The following is a 20,495-nucleotide window of genomic DNA, read 5'->3' as shown; positions in this document are numbered from 1 at the left end:
AGTAGGGTAGAACTATCGTAAAAATATATTGGCAAGTATTGTCAAATCGCTCAATAAAAAGCCTGAAAATCAACAGATGATGTAAACCTACTTTTGTTAAAGTTTTAGATTTCCAGAAATTGGACTTTTAATCAAACTAATGTCCTTTCTTAATTTGCTGACACAAAATTCGTAATTTATAGCGTTTTAAAACACTCAAAGATTAGCTATTTGAGCCATTTCCAAATAATATTTGGTTCTATACATCATTATGATAAGCTCTAAAGCTGAATCCTCTAACCAAAGTTAGATAAAACTAAGTCAAAAGGATGATGTAGATATCGATTTAGAGCGAACACATCTAAATATTAGTATGACTTTTACCGTTAAGTTTCTCGCAAGATTCCAACCATCACAATAGTCGTGCAATTTTAACTAGTCTCGCCACAAGACTTAGATGCCAATAGGCGTTTTACTTTTTGAACATTTTAAGAGGGAGAAAAAGAGTTGCCCTCCCTTCTAACTACGTATGAAGATAAGTATCGCTCCCCAATTATCTAATTATAATTGAGGAGCGATTTTGACAATGGATTACACTTAGGTACTCAATGCTGATTTTTCAGTACTAAAATTGAAAATGGCTCACGATTACAGAATTGCGATAAAATCACTTTCCGTAATCAAGCTGGGTGTAATGTTGTTTAAAATGGCTAATGTCTCATTAGTGGAACTAACCCGAATAGAAGTCTTAGTACCACTTGCAGAGATAGTTAAAGCCCCATAAGTTAAGCCACCGAATAAACCAAGTTTGTCGATACCATCCTGAAAATCATAGATAGTATCAGTGCCGTTTCCTGAGGCGAGAACAAAAATATCTGCACCTGCTTGTCCATAGAGGGCATCATTGCCAGCACCGCCAATTAGGGTGTCGTTATCTGCACCACCATAAAGTCGGTCAATTCCAGCATTACCAATCAGGCGATCGCTACCATTCTGTCCGTATAAGTAATCATTCTGACTACCACCCAAGAGACTATCATGGCCATCACCGCCGTAAAGATAGACGCCGGCTATTGTGAATGATGAAGCATTTAAAGTATTGTCACTGCTACCACCCGTCAGCGTTACCTTTTCAATACTGCTGAGGTTATCAGTACCTAAACCAAATAGTTGAGTATTAGTTAAAGTAAAGTTGACATCAGCAGATTCCTTAAGTGAATCAGTGCCATCACCACCATCGAGAATATCATCACCTCCACCACCATAAAGGTAGTCATTACCAGCACCAGCAATCAGGCGATCGTTACCATCATAGCCGTATAAATAGTCGCTTGCTTCATAGCCGTAGATAGTATCATCAGTTGTACTGCCGTATAGCTTATTGCTTAAAGACGTGCCATAGATAGTCTTTTCGCCGGCATCATTAAGATTGACAGCGATCGCTTGCATAGCACTAGTGTCTGTGCCATCGCTGACAGTAACTTGTAATTGAAAGTTAGGCTGACTTTCAAAATCGAGATCGTCGCGATCGCCAACTGTAATTTGTCCAGAAGTAGAGTTAATGCTAAAAGCAGCTTTACCATCTCCATCGAGGTCAAGGTTGCCACTAATAATTTTCCAATTGGAAAATGAGTTAGTCCCCTCGACATCGGTAGCAACTACAGTACCAACCACCGTACCATCACTGGAGTTTTCCCTGATATTGAAGCTTTGATTTGCGGTAATAACTGGCGCATCATTGACAGCAGTCAGGTTAATTGTTTGAGAGACTGCCGCACTAGTACCGCCATCACCATCACTCAAAACAAAGCTGACACTACGGGGAGTAGTAGCGGGATTATCTGAAACGTTGGCATAACTAATACTATTTACTAAAGCTTGGACACCAGCAGCCGTAGCTTTAGAAGTAAAGTAGATTACCAAGTCTTGAGTCCCGATACCGCCACTGAAAGCAGCGATAAAGCTACCATCGTACAAAATGATTGTGTCGGTGACTGTAATTTTATTTGTCGTGCTGCTTTGGATGATGAGGCGGTCATCAGCAGTTCCACCATTACTGAAGCTTACAGTCAATTTACCTAAATCGAAGTCTTGGGAATCAGGGTCTACAACAGTTGCATTTGGGTCAATGAAGATAGCAGGAGCATTTTCAGTGTATATAGGGTTAGCACTTGGTAAAGTAATTATCGGAGAATCGTTGACAGCAGTAATATTAATTGTCTTAAAGACTGTTGCACTAGTACCACCATCACCATCAGTCAATACAAAGCTGATGCTACGAGGAGTAGTAACGGGATTATCCGAGATGTTGGCGTAACTAATACTACCTACTAAAGCTTGGACAACAGCAGGTGTCGCTTTAGAGGTAAAATTGATTACTAAATCTTGAGTACCGATACCGCCACTGAAAGCAGCGATAAAGCTACCATCGTACAAAATGCTTGTGTTGTTGACTGTAATTTTATTTGTTGTGCTGCTTTGGATAATCAGGCGATCGTCGGTAGTTCCGCCATTATTAAAGCGAACAGTCAATTTACCTAAATCGAAGTCTTGGGAATCAAGGTCTGAGACAGTTGCATTCGGGTCAATGAAGATAGCAGGGGCATTTTCAGTGTAGTTCAGGTTAGTTCCTGGCAAACTGAGTATCGGAGAATCGTTGACAGCAGTAATATTAATTGTCTTAAAGACGGTGGCACTAGTACCGCCATCACCATCAGTCAACACAAAACTGAGGCTACGGGGAGTAGTAGAGGGATTCTCAGAGATATTGGCGTAAGTAATACTCCGTACTAAGGCTTGGACAGCGCCAGGTGTTGCTTTAGAGGTAAAATTGATTACTAAGTCTTGAGTACCAATACCGCCACTGAAAGTACCGATAAAGCTACCATCGTACAAAATGCTTGTGCTGTTGACTGTAATTTTATTTGTTGAGCTGCTTTGGATAATTAGGCGATCGTCAGCGTTTCCACCATTATTGAAGCGAACAGTCAATTTACCTAAATCGAAGTCTTGTGAATCAAGGTCTGCGACAATTGCATTCGGGTCAATGAAGATAGCAGGTGTATTTTCAATGTAAGTCGGGTTAGTGCTGGACAAAGTGACTGTAGGCGCTTGATTGCCAACATATAAATTAACTGTGGCAATATTAGAATCTACCAGCGCATCATTAGCTTTATAGCTAAATGTATCAATGCCTTGAAAGCCGAAATTAGGAGTGTAAGTAAAAGACCCATCAGAATTGAAAATCAGGCTACCGTTATTTGGCCCAGATACTAAGGTTGCTTTCAGTGCCGTATTTTCGCTATCTGTGTCATTGGTTAATACACCAGCAACTAAATTATTGGAGGTAGCGCGGTATTGAATGCGGCCTTTGAAGCTTTCGCTAGCAGGGTCGCCATCGCCGTATTCTTGGAAAGTAGCATCAAAGTTGAGAATTTCGTCGCCAGAACCGTAGACTATTTGGTTGACTGTAAACTGACCTGTGAGGTCGTTATAGCCGCGTCCATCACCACTGACATTTAAACCAGGCTGATTAGAATTTTGGAATGGGAAACGTGCTACACCTGTGTATGTAGTGCCTGCTGTCAGGGGAGCATTAAATGGCGCTGCAAATTCCAGACCCCACCAGTGACCACCAGATCCCGGCTCAGAGTAGCTGATGCGAATAGCATTATTGCTACTGGAATTACTAGGATAAGCACGGACAGCACTGAAATTACCTGTGGCCGGAGTATAGCTATAGTAATCGCTCTGACCGATATAGTTACCGCGATCGCTATCTAAAGTCAGTGCTGTAATCGCAGCACCAGTCTGTAATTGCCCGTTTGCCGCAATAAAGTAACTATCATTTTTAGCTACTGGTAGTTGATTGGTGCTAATAGGTTTACTCGTAACCTTGATATCATCTACTCCAATCCACTCATCTTCTCCATTAGCATCAGTAGTAATAAAGCGAATTTGGACTTTTGCCTGATTGGTAACTTCGGGTGGCAATAAAACACTGATGCGTGCTTCCCGTGCGTCATAAGACGCTGAGCTTGAGGCGTTATTAGAAGCATCGGGTACAAAAGCTGCTGGCAGATTGATGAAATTTCCTGTTTCTCCAACGCGGTATTGTACAGCAATAGATTGAATGGCATCGCGGATTGAGGTATCTATATCACGTAACGTAAAGCTAAGTTGGAGATTTTGCTGCCCAGTAGCATCTAAATAAATAACTAAATGCGGTGCTGTAGCAGTTGATGAACCTCTGAGGGCAATAGTTGGATTGCTTAATGCGAATTCTGTAATCCCGCTATTTGTGTAGGTATTTGGATTAGTTTGATTAGCATTCACATCAACAGGAGTGGCAGAACCATCAACTAGTAATGTTTGTGGGTTAGTACCTGTGCTACTAACTAAACCATCACCCCGAAAACCCCTAATATTGGGTAAATTACTCCAATTATCATCGGTAGTAATCAAATTAGCATTTGACCAATCTTGGCTAAACTCGCTGGTTGCTAGTTTGTAATAAATTACATCCAAAGGAGTAAGAACATTACTAGAGGGTGCCTCGTAACGCGCTACAACAAAGTTACTGTTGTCACTGCCTGCGACTACAATCTTACTGTCAGACTGAACGGCAAACCCAGTGTTTTGAAAAGAACTACTGGTAACGGGGGTTATGACTTTACCGTTATCGCCAAAACTGGTATCTAAGCTGCCATTGGAGTTGTAAACAGCTAAAGCAATGTCGCGGTTAGCGTTTGTGTTTTCAGCAAAACCAGATACTACAATTTTGCCATTCTGCAAAATAGCCAAACTTTGACCAACATCGTTGCCGCCGAAATCTGTAATAACCTTACCACCATTACCGAAATTAGCGTCTAGAGTGCCATCAGAGTTATAGCGTGCCAGAGCAAAATCTCCATTGATACCAATGTTCCCAGTAGATCCCCCTACAACAATTTTGCCATCAGATTGAAGAGCAACGCTATTTCCAAAGTCATCTGTGCCAGGAAAGTCTGTGATTACTTTACCGTTACTGCCAAAATTAGTGTCTATACTGCCATTGGAGTTGTAACGTGCCAAGATAAAGTTATTGCTGCCATTATTGTTCATGCCACTCCCTGTCACTACAACCTTACCATCTGGCTGAATCAGGATACTTGCAATAAACTCTTGGCCGTTGCTCATTGAGGTAATAACCATACCCCCATTACCAAAGCTAGTATCCAGACTTCCGTCTGAGTTGTAACGTATCAGAGCAAAGTCATGCTGGGGGGTAGCACTGATGGAACCGTCACTCGGACTAACATATCCTCCTATGACAATTTTGCCGTCTGACTGGACGGCAAGGCTTTTTATCCATTCGTTTTTCCCCTGAAAGTTGGTAACAACTTTTCCACCATTGCCAAAGGTGGTATCTAAGCTGCCATTAGAGTTGTAGCGTATAAGAGCAGCATCAGTTTGGTTACCATTGTAGGTAATTCCCGCAATTAAAATTTTGCCATCTGACTGAATGCTAACACCGTAAGGTATATCGGTTTGGTTAGCAAAATCAGCGATCGCTTTACCGCTATTCCCAAAGGTGCTATCCAAGCTACCATCTGAATTATAGCGAGCCACTGCAAAATTACCATTGCTATTGTAGGTTTCTCCTACTACTACAATCTTGCCATCCGCTTGAATGGCAACACCATAAGCTCTCTCACTACCACCAATATCTGTAATGACTTTACCACCAACTCCAAAGGTAGTGTCGAGGCTACCAGGAGCAAGTACTCCAGTATAAGTGGAAAGTGCTTCTTGGCGAAATGCTAAAGCTATGGGATTTGTGATTGAAAAATCTTTGCCAACTTGAACCTGTAAATCCCAATCTCCTCCTAACGACGCATTACCTGTGAGTGTAGTTGAAGCCGCGATATTTGCCCCAGTCAATCGATGTAACTTCTGCAAAAATTCTTCTCCCGCGTCACCAGCAGCAACGTTACAGCCGTAGAGTATTACAGCTTGGCACAACCAAGTTTGGAGCTGTTGAGTATAGCGTTCTAAACTGCTGAGACTGAGTTGGGTATTACCCAGGTAAAGGCAACCAGGAGAACCATGAGAGACAATGTGGACGCTTTCAACTTGAGGACGTTGTAACAGTATTTGAGTAATTTGTTCTACTCCATCTTGGCTGGAGTCAAGAACGATTGGTTCAACTTTTAATACAACACAATCAAGCAATATTTCGTAGTCTTGAACTGATGAATCAATGAAAAGAATGCCTGTATTTTGACTATTCATGTTATTTAAGCTATTCACTAATTTTTGTAGTTAAGATATTAGGAGAATAGATATTTTCAGCACCAAAGGATTATTTACAGTGAAAAGCTTACAAGTTAGCACCACACTAACCTAAGAATTTATGTACTGTAATTGATTGCAAATCACTAAATGAAATCATTTTTGAAAATCAAGCTTAATTTTTCAGCTTAATTACTCAAAGACATTTCAAAAATAAAAATTATTCTCCTCTTAACATTTTGCTGATTGCAAGCATTAATTTCATCGATATATTTTCTGAAATATTATTAATAATATGTAAAGTATGAAAAATTACTTAACTTAACAATCTACTCGAAATATAGAATTAGGGGGTGAAAGAGCAACTAGCTGCCCTTTTACCCCCTTTTATTTAGATGGCGATCGCTTTTCTTTACTTACTTTTTTAAGTAGATCGACTTATTGACAAAAGATACATTATATTTATACCTTCCCAATGGGAACATACAACCCAGGAATTAACCGAGGAAGTAGTTAAAGGATTTTTTGCTCAGAAGTTGTTCTACCAATTTCAAATGGTGCGTCACATTGTGTGAACGCACCCTACTATTTGGGGCACTTACTCGTCAATTTGACCAACGCGGCGGATATTCAAAATGTCGCTCATTTTCTTAATTTGGATAAATACTTGCTCTAGCTGGGGGCGATCGCGTATATCTATTCCCAAATCCATTAATGCAGGTTGACCAACGGCAGTTTTTACCTGGGCATGGCGCACATTTATTCCCTGGTCGCTCAGCCTTGATAAAATATCCTTTAGGACTCCTACGCGGTCAAGTGCTTCAATTTGAATCTCCACTGGGTAAGTTTGCGGGCGACCACTATTTTCTGCTGCTGGATTCCACCTAACTGGTACTAAACGCTCATACTCGACATTTTCCAGATTATGGCAGCCTTGGCGATGAATTGAAATCCCCCTACCTCGCGTCACTACGCCAATGATTGCTTCGCCAGGAATCGGGGTACAACACCCAGCTAAATGATACACCAAACCTTCTACGCCAATAATCGGCGAATCTGTGGAGCGGGAGGTATTTGGAGGCGCATCTCGCAAAGCTTTTGCTGTAGATGTCGATTCTTTGGGAAGAAATGGCGGTGGAGTTATGACTGGTTGTTGTCCTTTCGCCACTTCTCGCCAACGATTTAGGACTAAATTTAACGTCACTTCACCGTAACCCAAACCAGCTAGTAAATCTTCTACGCTGTGATAGTTACACTTTTCAGTGACAATCTGCATTGCTTCTGACTTTAACAGACTATCAAAACCAGTTTTACCAAGTTCCTTTTCTAACAATTCTCGTCCGCGAGCGACATTTTCTTCCCGGCGCGATCGCTTGTACCATTGTTTAATTCGATACTTTGCTGCCGAAGTTCTGACAAAATTCAACCAATCCAAACTTGGATGGCAATTCTTTTGGGTGAGAATCTCTACAATATCGCCATTTTGCAGCCGTGTTGACAGAGGTACCATTCGCCCATTTACCCGCGCCCCAGAACAATGATTCCCTACTTCTGTGTGAATGCGATAGGCAAAATCTATACTTGTAGACCCAGGGCTTAAAGGCACAACATCCCCCTTAGGGGTGAAGACATAGACATCATCTTCAAATAGATTATCTTTGACGCTATCAAGATATTCTTGGGCGTCCTTGAGATCTGTTTGCCATTCCAGCAGTTGCCGCAACCAAGTAAACTTTTCATCCGTCGCTGTCAAGTGGCTAATGCCAGAACCTCCTGTTTCTTTATACTTCCAATGGGCGGCAATACCATACTCAGCGATATGATGCATTTCTACCGTGCGAATTTGGACTTCCAAAGGACGACCAGTCAAGCCAATCACTCCAGTATGCAACGACTGGTAACGGTTAGGTTTTGGCAGTCCAATATAATCTTTAAATCTCCCAGGAATTGGGCGAAAAGCATCATGAACCACCGCCAACGCCCGATAGCATTCTTCATTGGTTTGGACAATAATCCGCAGGGCTGCCAAATCATAAATTTCGTGAAATTCCTTTTGCTGCCGATGCATTTTTTGGTAAATGCTATAAAGATGCTTGGGGCGACCGCTGATATCTTGGCAATGAATTCCAGCTTGCTGCAAACGCTCCCGCAAAATTTCTGTAGCTTTAGCCAACTTCTCTTCTCGCGCCGTCCGTTTTTCGGAAACATGCTGCTGAATTTCGCGGAAAGCTTCTGGTTCCAAATATTTAAAAGCCAAATCCTCCAATTCCCACTTAATTCGCCAGATCCCCAGGCGATTGGCTAAAGGTGCAAAGATATCTCGTGTTTCCTGGGCACTGCGGCGACGGCTGGCTTCGGACATGTATTGTAAGGTTCGCATATTATGCAAACGGTCTGCCAACTTCACCACAATCACTCGAATATCTTGCGCCATTGCCAAAAACATTCGCCGGAAATTTTCCGCTTGGCTTTCAGTTTTGCTGGTGAAATTGATTTTAGAAAGTTTGGTGACACCTTCCACCAATTGGCGGACTTCCGGGCCAAACCTTTCTTCGATTTCTTCAATAGTGACTTCTGTATCTTCAACTACATCATGAAGAAACCCAGCTGCTATCATAGCAGGACTACCTCCCAAGTCCCGCAGCAATCCGGCCACAGCAATGGGATGAGCGATGTATGGTTCTCCCGATTTGCGGTATTGGCCTTGATGGAGTTGGTAAGCAAATTCAAATGCTCGACCAATCAAAACTGCGTCATTATGCCTTCGGTCATCTTCGGCTTGGCCGCTAGTTGTGGATAATTCCTTTAAACATTTCTTTAACCATTCCGGAATGGCAAGATCGACTGGTGAATTGATCGCTATGCTGCTCATACAATTGGGTCTTAAGGGGATCGGTAGATAAGTGTTGAGATAGACAAAACTGGCAGCATCACCGTGGGTAGATGCTGTTGCCACTAGATGGTTAGAAAAAACAGTGTCGGGATGGTTCTCCAATTGGCAATGGTGGTCATCCAGTGTGAATTTCAAGGATCGTAAACTTGAAAATCGATTGATTGCAAACAAAGCCTCAAATCACGATTTGAGGCTTATAGTACTGATAAGTGGTTAAGAGAGTTTATTGTATAAGAAAAATTGCTTGACATTTATACTATCTTAACTAGCACTCGATGTCTTTAAACCGTGAGAAATATCAGGCATTCGTAACCTTACTAGAGCAATTACGCTCCGATGCTACAACTGGGCAAATTGTTGCACCCGAACTGCGGCGGCGTGTAGCCTCGTTGCAGCGGCTGTTTGGGGAGGAAATTGTGCCTTTGGCTGATGAAAACTGGCGAGTCCAGTCTTATCAAACTGAGATGAGTAAGCAACTGCGCTTGTTGGAAATAGATGTGATGTTTTTCCAAGGAGCGCGGCAGGCATCGACTGTACAAACAAGACTGCAAACGATTAGCGATCGCTTGACCACTCTCATACAATACTGTAACGCCATTTTGCAACCACAAGCGGAGGGAGAAAAATAACAATTGTTCACCTTTTTCTCTAATTAATACATCATCTCATTTACAACGATTTGTGAAAAGTTATTTTTGCAACAAGTTGGAAATGGGCATTGGAAAAGAGGAGGCAGGAGGCAGGAGGCAGGAGGCAGTGTTTCGACTACGCGGTAATCGAGCGAAGTCGAGATTCAACAACCAGGCAGGAGGCAGAAGGCAGAAGTTTTTTTTGAATTTTGAATTCATTTGTCTCCCCACACTCCCTCATCCGCCATGCGCTATTCCCTTCATGAGAAGATTTATCGTGCGGCGCATGTAGGCTTCTACCGGCTCGGTTGTGGGTTTGAAGATGAGTGCATAATACAGCGATCCACTCACAAGGTCAATAATTAGGTCTATGTCGGCGTTATCGTTGATTTCTCCTCTAGACTGGGCACGCTGAAGTACTTTGGCAAAGGCTTCACGTCGGTGTTTTATATATTTCGTCCAGTAAACTTCGGCAAACTGAGGATTGCTAGAGGCTGTGCTGATAATCAAGGCGAGTGTCTGACGACCAAGAGGACTATCTATTTTTTTTGCTGCGTTCTTGATGACGATATCCATGTCTCCCCAAAAGCTGCCGCTGTCGGGGATCGCTAAATCGTCTCTCAAGCTTTCTATGGCATCGGCAACGAGTTCTTCTTTGGAAGTGTAACGCCGATAGATGGTGGTTTTACCAACCCCAGCACGAGAAGCGATCGCTTCTATACTCATGCTCTGATATCCTACCTCTGCAAGCAAGTCTAGGGTCGCTTGCAAAATAGCTTGGTCGGCGTGGATGCTGCGTGGGCGTCCAGAAGGGCTGTTGATTTGCTTGCTCATAAAAATATCATCCCCAAGCAATACCATCTTGGCAATTTTCTTTTTTCTTCTAGCTTTGGGCAGACAAAATAATACATACATAGGCATATAAATCAGCCCTGTAAGCTATTTTCTCCGCACTAAAACCCCAGCAGCGACCATACATTTTGAGAAACAGTATTTCTTTTATACAAGTCTGCCTTGACCGTTTTTTTATGATACGCTACCGTAGCGTATACATAGCATATCTCATTTTTGCTTTGGGGATCGCTCTGAATTCTGTGAAATACTACTCACACTGACAATGGCTACCAACATTAAACGTTCCACTTTTGACGAATTTGGTTATGTCCACGGGCCTTTGAAGTGGGCGATCGCCTTTACGGCTGCCCTTGGTGCCATCTTAGAAGTGATTGACACTAGTATTGTCAACGTTGCTTTAACCGATATCCAAGCCAGTCTTGGTGCAACTATTACTGAAGTGGGTTGGGTAGTGACTGGATATGCGATCGCCAACGTTGTTTTAATTCCCTTATCTGCGTGGCTGGGAGATTATTTTGGACGCAAAACGTACTTTATTTTCTCCTTGATTGGCTTTACCATTGCCTCGGTTTTATGCGGGTTGGCATTTAATTTACCGATGCTGGTGATTTCTCGAATTCTTCAAGGTTTATGCGGTGGCGGGTTGCTAGCTAAAGCACAAGCAATTTTGTTCGAGACTTTTCCACCTGCGGAACAGGGTTTGGCCCAGGCAGTTTTTGGGGTGGGTGTAATTGCTGGGCCAGCCATCGGCCCGACCTTAGGCGGATTCTTGGTAGATGGTTTGGGCTGGCGGTGGATTTTCTTTGTTAATATTCCCTTTGGGATCGTTGCAGTGGCAATGTCATTAGTATTTTTGCCCAAAGACAAAGACAACAGCCAGACGCAAAATCAAGCCGTGGATTGGTTCGGAATTGGGTTTTTGGTGATTGCGATCGGTAGTATCCAAACTTTGTTAGAGGAAGGAGAGAAAGAAGACTGGTTTTCCTCTGGTTTCATCAGTACGTTAGCTGTTGCTAGTGCGATCGGATTGGGACTATTTATTTGGCAGGAATTGAGAATAGCCCATCCAGCCGTTGATTTGAGAGTTTTGCGTCACCGTTCTTTAGCGGCTGGGAGTTTTTTATCAGCAGTGGTGGGGATGGGGCTTTATGGCGCCCTATTCGCAGTGCCGATATTTGCTCAGAGTGTGCTGCACTTTACGGCAACACAGACAGGACTATTGTTAGCGCCTGGTGCTTTAGCGTCTGCGATCGTCATGGTTTTGTTAGGTAAATTGTCCACCAAAATCGATGCCAGAATTTTAATTGCAGTAGGGGCTGTTGGAACATCTGGAGTGATGTTTCAATTGGCGGCAATTACCCCACAAAGCGGTACAGATGATTTATTTTGGCCATTGGTATGGCGTGGGGCTTTTACTGTATTGATGTTTCTCCCCTTGAGTTTGGCAACTTTAGGAGGGTTACCCAAACAAGATATTTCTGCCGGTTCTGGATTCTACAACCTCACCCGACAACTAGGTGGTAGCATCGGCATTGCCCTACTTACCACTCTCCTTAACCGACGAGAAGCTTTTCATCGAGCCATCCTATTAGCAAAACTCACTCCCTATGACCCGGAAACCAATCAGCGCCTAGATGCACTCAACAGCGCACTCCAAAGCCAAGGTATGGATGCAACAACAGCTCAACAACAAGCACTAGCTTTATTAAGTCAAACAGTAGATACCCAAGCTGCTGTTTTGTCCTACGCAGATTGCTTTCGAGTAGTAGGTATTGCCTTTCTTTGCTCGTTACCTTTATTACTATTCTTGGGCAAAGGCGGCGCAGGAGCAAAAGCGCCGATGGGTCATTAGTGGTAACACGTGAATTTGTAAACAAAATGTAAAAACCCCACTCAGTTTTGAGCAGGGTTATGTAAAGTTTTGTTGCTAAAATTAAAATTTTTTTATTTTAGAAAGCATTCATGATGGTGATGATACTAACGCTGGTCAACGCGATTAAAGCGCCCATAACTATAGATTCACTTAATGGATTGCGGATTTTTGAATTCTTCATTTAAGTAAAATCCTCGTTTATTAATTGTTCCTTAACCATATCAAAATCAGTATATATATCCATAAAAAGCTCGTAAAACTTAAATAACCGTAAATTTTCTTAATAAAGGCTTTAGTATTTACTTACACAATCATTTTGATGGGCATAGGGCAAAATCCTTCGAGTAGGGAAAAGGGAAAAGGGGATGCCCCTTGCCCTTTGCCCTTTGCCCCTGGTGAAGCCATCTCCCCACTCCTAGAATTAATAATTACCTTATCTCCTAGCGGGATATGCGCCTTTATGCGGTAAAATAAAACTTAATCAAGGTAGAAATTATTTGAACAGAAAATTACCATGACAGCTTTCACAGCATCTAAAAACGAAACCATCGCTTTTGACTTAGAAAAATTAAATCAAGAATTTGAAACTGCCACCCCCAAACAAATCTTGGCATGGTCTGTAGAAAATATCCCAACTGGACTGGTGCAAACCAGCGCCTTTAATGTGGATGACATGGTAATTACCCATATTCTGTACAGCGAACTTAAGTTTCCAGTTCCTGTGATCTTTCTCGATACCCTGTACCACTTCGACGAAACCCTAGAACTAGTTGCTAAAGCCAAACAAATATACAACCTGGATCTGCAAACTTACAAAACTCTAGAAGCGGATAGCCCAGCGGCTTTTGAAGCCAAATTTGGCGATGCACTCTGGGATAAAGATATTCTCAAATTCCACGACATTACCAAAATTGAACCACTGCTACGGGGTTTAGACGAACTCAACAGCGTCGCTTGGATTACTGGACGCCGCCGCGACCAAGCAGTAACCCGTGCGAATATGCCCATATTTGAATTCGACGGTAAGGGTCGTTTGAAGGTAAATCCTATAGCCACCTGGACACGGAAAGATAGCTGGCTTTACGTAGCTGAACATGGAGTTATCTACAATCCCCTACACGACCAAGGTTATCCCAGCATCGGCGACAAACCCATCACCACCCAAGTTAAAGAAGGCGAAGACGAACGCGCCGGACGCTGGCGGGGAAGCAATAAAACAGAATGTGGAATTCATATTTAAGGAAAAGTAGGGAGAGGGAGTAGGGAGTAGGAAATTAAAGAAAACAAGAATTTACCCCGACTCTCTTGTTTCCCTATGGTCTTCTGTGTCCACTTTGTGTCTGTGTAGTTTCAATATAGACTCCTAGATAAAAAATTTAGAGGTAGTTTATTGACCTTTTTGCTGAAAAAGTTTTTCTAATGAAGCTAATTCAGCTTCTGTTGCTGCATCAATTGGTGGCAAAGGTCGCTGCATAATTGAATAAAGCGATCGCTTTTGCACTGTTGCAGCCTGTAAGCCTAACTCCCGTAAAAAATCCTCAATTTTCAGCACCATTTGTTTACGGTCAGCTTTTGTAACATCAGGACTGTGGTAAATTGCAGCCTTAATAGCAGGCAAAAATATTGTTTTAACTACTTCATATCTCCCATCAAGCACAGCCTCTTGAGCTTTATCAACCAGTTCTTTGATGCTGTTTAAAGACTCCCAATCTTGAGCAGTGCGCTTTTCTATACGAAACAGCATATAGCTATAACCTTCTAAGGGTTTGCCGTCACGCTCAAAAGTTTTCGTTGTTCCAGGTGAACCAAGACACAGGCTATCATTGACAACGCAAAGATTATCGTTGTTTATCTTGTTATCTTGGGCCAAAATTGCAGCAAAATAACCCGCTTTCAGGGAATTACTACCACCTCCATTAGCTTCAGAAAATGTTTGTTGGTAGCCTAGTTCTAATCGCCGATCGCCAATATCCAGTAAATCTTCAATACCCCGATATACTGGTTCTGCTAGCTTTATAACACTTGAAAGTTCTGGCACGGGTAGCAATTCAGAAAATCTGCCCATCGTCTTAATAAATTTACCGATGGAGTCATTATTAGCTATGCTAAATAAACCTGCTTGTAACTCGACTAATCCATCATTGAAGGGAAATACGGATGTGAGAGGATAGTTGCACTGAATTACTTTATCCAAATTATCTGCTATTGATTTTTCTAATTGTCCAGGTGCAGCTAAATAGGGAATTATTACGGATTTATCACCGTGATTGAAGCGTACAGCAGTATGAACTACTGGATATCTTTGTTTGAACCATTCTACATCTTTAGCCAAGCGCATTTCTACTAGCCAGATACGACAATACGCTTCACCTGCAAAAATGGGTTTTTCATCGTAGTCTACATCAACTCGATGTTTTGGTAGAGAAAAGGTTTTATATTTTGGAGCCTCACGGCTGAAACTTTCAGATAAATTTTGAAAAAACCTCATGAAATTATTCCTCTGTTACATCAACCTAAATGTGGTGAAATCTGATTCCAGATAGCACGAATGGGAATACCTGCTGTTGAATCTGGAGTAACAGAACGTCCTATACCGGGATTGCCTTGATGAATTGCAATCAATTCCCATTGGCGATTAAAAATTGGTGCGCCAGAGGAACCATCATCAGTTTTCACATTATGGTCAATGTAATCTTCTCCTACTTGTGTAATTTGTCCAAAATCGGAAATTATAACTGGGTTTCCTTGTGGATGATGGATAATACGAACATCTTGACCACTATCTAATGTTTCATTGCTACAAATAGCTTTTTGTTGCTGAGGATTATTTTTTATTTTGACTAAAGCGTAGTCAGGGCGATTATGATAGGTGACAAAAGTCATATCTAGTTCAAATAAATCTTTGTCTAACTGATGGCTGTCAGCATTGTAGTTAAAACGTACCCAAGCTTGTCTAACTTGAGTTTTGCTAAAAATGTGATTGCAGGTTAGTAATACATTTTTACCTACCAATACTCCTGTACCAATACCCATTCCTTTGGGTGATTCGATTCTACAAACAGTGTTACGAGCTTTTATAGCTTTTAAATTCTCTCTACATCGTTCAGTTAATTTAGTGAATAAGTCTACATCTTTTTCTTCCAACTCATAGCTTTCTTTTCGATTGAGTAGATACTGTAACAAATTTACCATAGGGTGATGATCTACTTGCTGGTTAGAAACTTTATAATCTTTAAATTTTGCTACTACTCTGTTGCTGAATTCTACAGGATTATTAATAAAAATTAGAGGTCTAATAAACGAATCTTCAACCCCAGATGAGCTAAATACACTTCTCCAACTACCTGCATTATCAAACCTCGTAGCAAAGAATTTTTCTAGGCTCTCTTCTAAACATACAACATCATTTTGATCTAAAAATATTTCAGGATTCATCACACTGCTAGGTGTCCCAGTTACATTAAAATTTATATTCGTATAAATAAGATGTTTAACAGCTTGAGTTCCTTGAATCGATAATGAATTAGGAATATGTTCTAACGCTTCTGGCTGGTTGTAATCTTCTAAATTATAAATAGATTCTTGCTGTGTATCACTAACTTCCATACTAACTATCGTAGGAGTACTAAGTTGAACAGATATCTTTTGTTTAAAACGACGCTGCAAATCTTGAATAAACTCTTCATTAGAAGTTGATTGGAGGTAATATTTCTGCAAAGCTCTCTCAATTGGTTTGAGAATATTTTCATAGAGATCATCAATATAGGCCACTCGTACATCGTATGATTTATCTAAATTGAATGACCAGTAATGATACCATTGCCAAAGTGACCTAAAATTGTTAGAATGTGCTACATATATACCTATTTTTTGAAGGATACTTATTTGTAATGCTAACTCTCGATAGAGTTTGCGATAATCTCCATCTTCAGATTTAATTAAATCATCAGTACGTCCCTGAATAGCAACCGAAATCATGATTCCCTTCAACTTTTTAATTATTGCTATGAAGTTTTCAAATTTTGAGATTTGCCACTCATCAGTTAGCTGTTGTTGAGATTTTTCTGTAATATATTGCTGAAATAAAACATTATCAATTTGCTTTAAAGTTGTAGTGTATAGGTCGTGAATATACCCTCCTTTTGATGCATATCCCCTTTCTAAGGATGACCAGCGATCGCGCCAATCTGAAAGAGACTTAAAAGGATTGTGGTTTTCGATTAACACTCCTTCTTCTTCAAGAAAATCTATTATGTCTACGATATCTTTGTAGAGTTTTGTATAGAGCTTCTCTTTATCTCTAATACGATTACGATATGCATCAGTTGCAACAGCAATCATAATTGATTGTAACTGTTGAATTTTAGTTAACAGTTCTTCAATTTTTTCTATTATCATAGATAACCAGAGTCTTCTTCAAATTATTACTTGCAACACTACATTAGTAATTGTGTTTATTTCTGATTGCGTAGATTTTCTATATGCTCTACAAGCCGTTTAATTTGGTCTTCTCTGTTGCGGTCCCACTCACGAGACCAAATTCTGTAAATGCGCCAGCCTAATTTTTGTAGGACTTCTTGACGGAGGCGATCGCGATCGCGTGCTGTAGGATATTTACTATAGGTTTCGCCATCACACACAATCCCTAGAAGAGACTCTTCCTTTTCCGGTTTGGAATTATCCATCACAACTAAGTCGATTGGATAAGCTGAACGACCTACCCGTTTCTTAACTATGTATCCCTTGTCTGTTAAAACTTGATATATATATTCTTCAAAAGGTAAGTCTAAGTCAGACAGGTCATCATTCTTTTTAGCTAGTTTTTGTCCGCCACTTTCAACGTATGCAAAATACTCCTTAAGTAATGCAGCTTGTTCACCTTGTTCGGCTTTAATATGATCCTGATCAATTGAAGCTACTAATACGAACTTGCATCTAGCACGAGTTATTGCAACATTTAATCTTCTTTTCCCTAAATCTTGTTGTTTTCTACTAAAGTTACCAAAGTGGTGATTTAACTTACCAGGATTTTTGTTATCAAAACCAAAGCCAAAGCTTAGAAAAATTACATCTCTCTCATCACCTTGAACATCATCAATTGATTTAACAAAGAACTTCTCTGAGTTCTCTTGAAAAAATTCTTCTATCTCAGGATGTTTAATACTGATTTGTTTGAGTTGTTCCTTGATGGCTTTTGCTTGTTGTTTACTTGAGGTAATAATACCCAAAGATTGCTGAGACTGTTGTTTAAAATGCTGGACTGTTAGCTGCGCGACTGCTTCAGCTTCACGAATATTGTCTCCGCGACCACCACGGTCATATATTCCCCCTTTAACAAAATGGAAATATACGCCTCTGCTAGCATCTTTTGCAGGGTTAGGGAAAGAAATAAGTTTTGAGTTGTAAAATTCTTGGTTTGAGAAGGCAATTAGGCTTTCGTCTTGGCTACGATAATGCCAACTTAAAGTACGAGTGAGCATAATTGATAATTTAGAACACTCATCTAACAAATTTTCATAAACTTCTTCCTCTTCATCATTGCTATCATCGGCTCCTGCACTTTCAAAGTAAGCTGTAGGGGGTAACTGCTTGCTATCGCCTACAACAATTAGCTGCTTTGCTCGCATAATAGACGATACTGCATTTTCAGTACGAACTTGAGAAGCTTCGTCAAAGATAACAACATCCAACTCCACTGCGTCTGCATCTACATATTGACAAACCCCTAAAGGACTCATCAGCCAACATGGTTTAAGAGTAGTAACAATTTGAGCATTCTTCTTGATAAATTGACGGATATTTTGTTGTCTACTTTTCTTTTTAATTTCCCCTTTGAGATTGCTTACTTCTTCCTGTGCTTCTGGCTGCTTTAACCAATCTTGGCAACGTTGTGCATGGAGTTGTCTCAACCGTTTTATTGCAACCTCATACTGTTGTTTATCTTTTTTTGAAAATTCATTTATTCTCTGTTCGTGCAAATTCTGGCTAAACTTTCGCAACTTGGAATTATCATCATGTATGTGTCGCAGCCAATTTTCATAAAAGCCTTTCCGTAAAACCGAATACCACTTATCTGGTAAAATGTCGGTATCTCGTAGTTTAGCTAAAAATTCCTCTGTTCCAATAGCTTCTAATTTATGTACAATTTCTTGACAGTCCAACCATTGTTGGAATAAATCAAGCTCATTATAGGCTTGTCTTCGGAAATCTTCAATCTCATTTAAAGGTGTTCTCTTTAATACATCTAATGCTGTTAGTCTTTCTTTTGGGAAGTGTTTGTTTAAGAATTTGCAGCCGTCTTTAATTTTGTTTAAAGATACTTCCAAAGATTTGAATAATTCTCCTAGTTTTTCATAGCGTTCTCTTGAAGTAAGAACTGCGGCTACTGTTTCTTTATCTAATAGAAGATTTTTATTTAGGTTTTCCAACCATTCAAGACCTTGCTGGATATTTTGCAAAATCGTCATTTCTTTCTGGAAGGAAGAACCAAAAACTTGACGAGCTTGGTAGTTGCGGTCTTGTAATATAATTAAAATATGTTGACGCTCAATCGCTTTTTCAATATCTGCCATTAACTCTTGCTCAGAAATGCTCTTGTGGCCTTGTCGAAGAGCAATTAAACGTTGACGTTCGCGTCTCTTATCATTTAGCCATTTCCAATAAGCTGGTTTAATGAAGCGAAAAATTCCTGTAAATCTTCTAGCAAAAATCTCCCTTATTTTTAGTAAATCGAAAGTAAAGAAATCCCGCACATACTTAGCATTGAGATCGGAACTAATTGATTGATAATTCTTAATGTCTGTTTCTAAGTTTAAATACAACCGGGACAAATCATCTAAATCTGTTGACAATGACCAAGTTGCAATATTTGATGGAGCATTAAGGATATGATTAACTGCTGGTTGTAACTCTTCTAAATCATACAAATTTTCAATTGTTTCGTTGATATTTAGTAGTTGTACCAGTGAAGATACAGTATTCTGAGCCAGTTTTATGCCAGAGCTAAGACTGTCAAGATTTCCACGCAAATCTTGATATATAGCAGACGACCAAGGATATTTTACGGGACTACTTGACCATAGCGTTTTTTGTCTACCCCGGAATATAGCCTCAAATTGACCAAGTTCTTCTAATAATTTTTTCGCATCTAACAATTTAGTTTCTGGCCAATCTTGCACATTAGAGAAATTAAACTCTAGTTGAGGAATATCTTTGTCTTCTCTTTCTAACCTGCGAATTTCGCCATACAAATTAAAAGCAGACTTTTTTAGTGGTTGCTTTTTATCATGTAACCCTTTTGCATGATCGTTGAGAAATTGTCGATAGTCGCGTAAAGGTTTAAAGAAGGTTTCCCAATCTTCCTGTTGTGCTTCGTTACTTTCTGAAAGCTCATCGTAAGTTTGTACTAGCTGATTGAATAAATCTTTGGCTTTTTTTGTAACTTCATGATGTAAATTCAGACAGATATTTTCTAATTTACTTTTTTTTAGTCTTTTAAAAACAACTTCTAAGGCAGTTTGCTTTTCTGCAACTACAAGGACTTTTTTATTTTGACCGATTAACTCAGTGATGATGTTAACAATAGTTTGACTTTTTCCTGTACCAGGAGGCCAGGGCTATTTCATTCTAAAAAGTTGCTTAAGTGTGTATAACCCAAAAGAACAGAGCCGTTGAGCTTGTGCCATGTTTTCAAACATCTGGTCACGGTATAAATTGAGTGCAAAATTGCGAGCGATGGTAAAAATATGAGGCAGAGATTTAGTCCGAATTCTAGATGCATCCTCTCCCTGAGTAACGTCTCGAACATAGTGAACTTTATTCTCAACACCCCAATATCCACGGATGCGTTCGGCAAATTCTTTGGCTGTTAAACTGAGTGAAGAAATGTAGTAACGAGTCTCAGTAGTAACTTCAATCAGATGATGTGTAAATACCTGACGTTCTGATTTAACTTGAATTAAAGTGGCAAGTCCAGGCCAAGAACGAATACAAT

10 protein-coding genes are annotated in these 20,495 nt (G+C 40.4%); 3 read left to right on the top strand and 7 right to left on the bottom strand.

Translation table 11 applies throughout. The features are described from left to right. Window positions 1-627 precede the first annotated feature (627 nt). Together H6H03_RS25710 and H6H03_RS25705 are read right to left on the bottom strand one after the other, a co-directional pair. On the bottom strand, window positions 628-6,252 hold the full coding sequence (locus H6H03_RS25710) for a DUF4347 domain-containing protein (protein ID WP_190957893.1): 5,625 nt from the start codon (window positions 6,250-6,252) through the stop codon (window positions 628-630). Between the two features lie 598 nt (window positions 6,253-6,850). Next, window positions 6,851-9,124, bottom strand: coding sequence for a RelA/SpoT family protein (locus H6H03_RS25705; protein WP_190957946.1), 2,274 nt, complete (start codon window positions 9,122-9,124; stop codon window positions 6,851-6,853). 296 nt (window positions 9,125-9,420) lie between these two features. On the opposite strand from H6H03_RS25705, the gene patD reads away from it, so the two are divergent. Then, entirely contained in the window at window positions 9,421-9,774 is a 354-nt protein-coding gene (gene patD, locus H6H03_RS25700; RefSeq protein ID WP_190957892.1) for a heterocyst frequency control protein PatD, read from the top strand. A gap of 237 nt (window positions 9,775-10,011) precedes the next feature. Here the strand turns inward: patD and H6H03_RS25695 are convergent, their stop codons facing one another. Further along, window positions 10,012-10,608, bottom strand: a complete 597-nt coding sequence (locus tag H6H03_RS25695; protein ID WP_190957891.1) for a TetR/AcrR family transcriptional regulator — start codon at window positions 10,606-10,608, stop codon at window positions 10,012-10,014. Window positions 10,609-10,891: 283 nt separating this feature from the next. Between H6H03_RS25695 and H6H03_RS25690 the strand changes: the two genes are divergently transcribed. Then, window positions 10,892-12,481, top strand: a complete 1,590-nt coding sequence (locus H6H03_RS25690) for a DHA2 family efflux MFS transporter permease subunit (protein WP_190957890.1) — start codon at window positions 10,892-10,894, stop codon at window positions 12,479-12,481. 535 nt (window positions 12,482-13,016) lie between these two features. Continuing rightward, window positions 13,017-13,742: a phosphoadenosine phosphosulfate reductase gene (gene cysH, locus H6H03_RS25685; protein ID WP_190957889.1), complete on the top strand. Its 726-nt coding sequence runs from the start codon at window positions 13,017-13,019 to the stop codon at window positions 13,740-13,742. Between the two features lie 147 nt (window positions 13,743-13,889). On the opposite strand, the gene H6H03_RS25680 is transcribed toward cysH, so the two are convergent. The 4 genes from H6H03_RS25680 to H6H03_RS25665 all read right to left on the bottom strand — a co-directional run. Beyond that, window positions 13,890-14,990, bottom strand: coding sequence for a hypothetical protein (locus H6H03_RS25680; RefSeq protein ID WP_190957888.1), 1,101 nt, complete (start codon window positions 14,988-14,990; stop codon window positions 13,890-13,892). A 20-nt stretch (window positions 14,991-15,010) separates the two neighbouring features. After that, complete coding sequence (locus H6H03_RS39860) at window positions 15,011-16,900, bottom strand: trypsin-like peptidase domain-containing protein (protein WP_199339091.1); 1,890 nt, start codon at window positions 16,898-16,900, stop codon at window positions 15,011-15,013. A 56-nt stretch (window positions 16,901-16,956) separates the two neighbouring features. Then, window positions 16,957-19,752 (bottom strand): AAA domain-containing protein, encoded by a 2,796-nt coding sequence (locus tag H6H03_RS25670; protein WP_190957887.1) that lies wholly within the window; start codon window positions 19,750-19,752, stop codon window positions 16,957-16,959. Window positions 19,753-20,118: 366 nt separating this feature from the next. Next, the coding region (locus H6H03_RS25665) for an ISAs1 family transposase (RefSeq protein ID WP_190957886.1) at window positions 20,119-20,495 on the bottom strand (377 nt) is incomplete at its 5' end.

Source organism: Nostoc paludosum FACHB-159, from assembly GCF_014698835.1.
Lineage (GTDB): Bacteria > Cyanobacteriota > Cyanobacteriia > Cyanobacteriales > Nostocaceae > Nostoc > Nostoc paludosum.
Note: the sequence above shows the minus strand (reverse complement) of the source record. Positions and strands in the feature narration are given on the sequence as shown.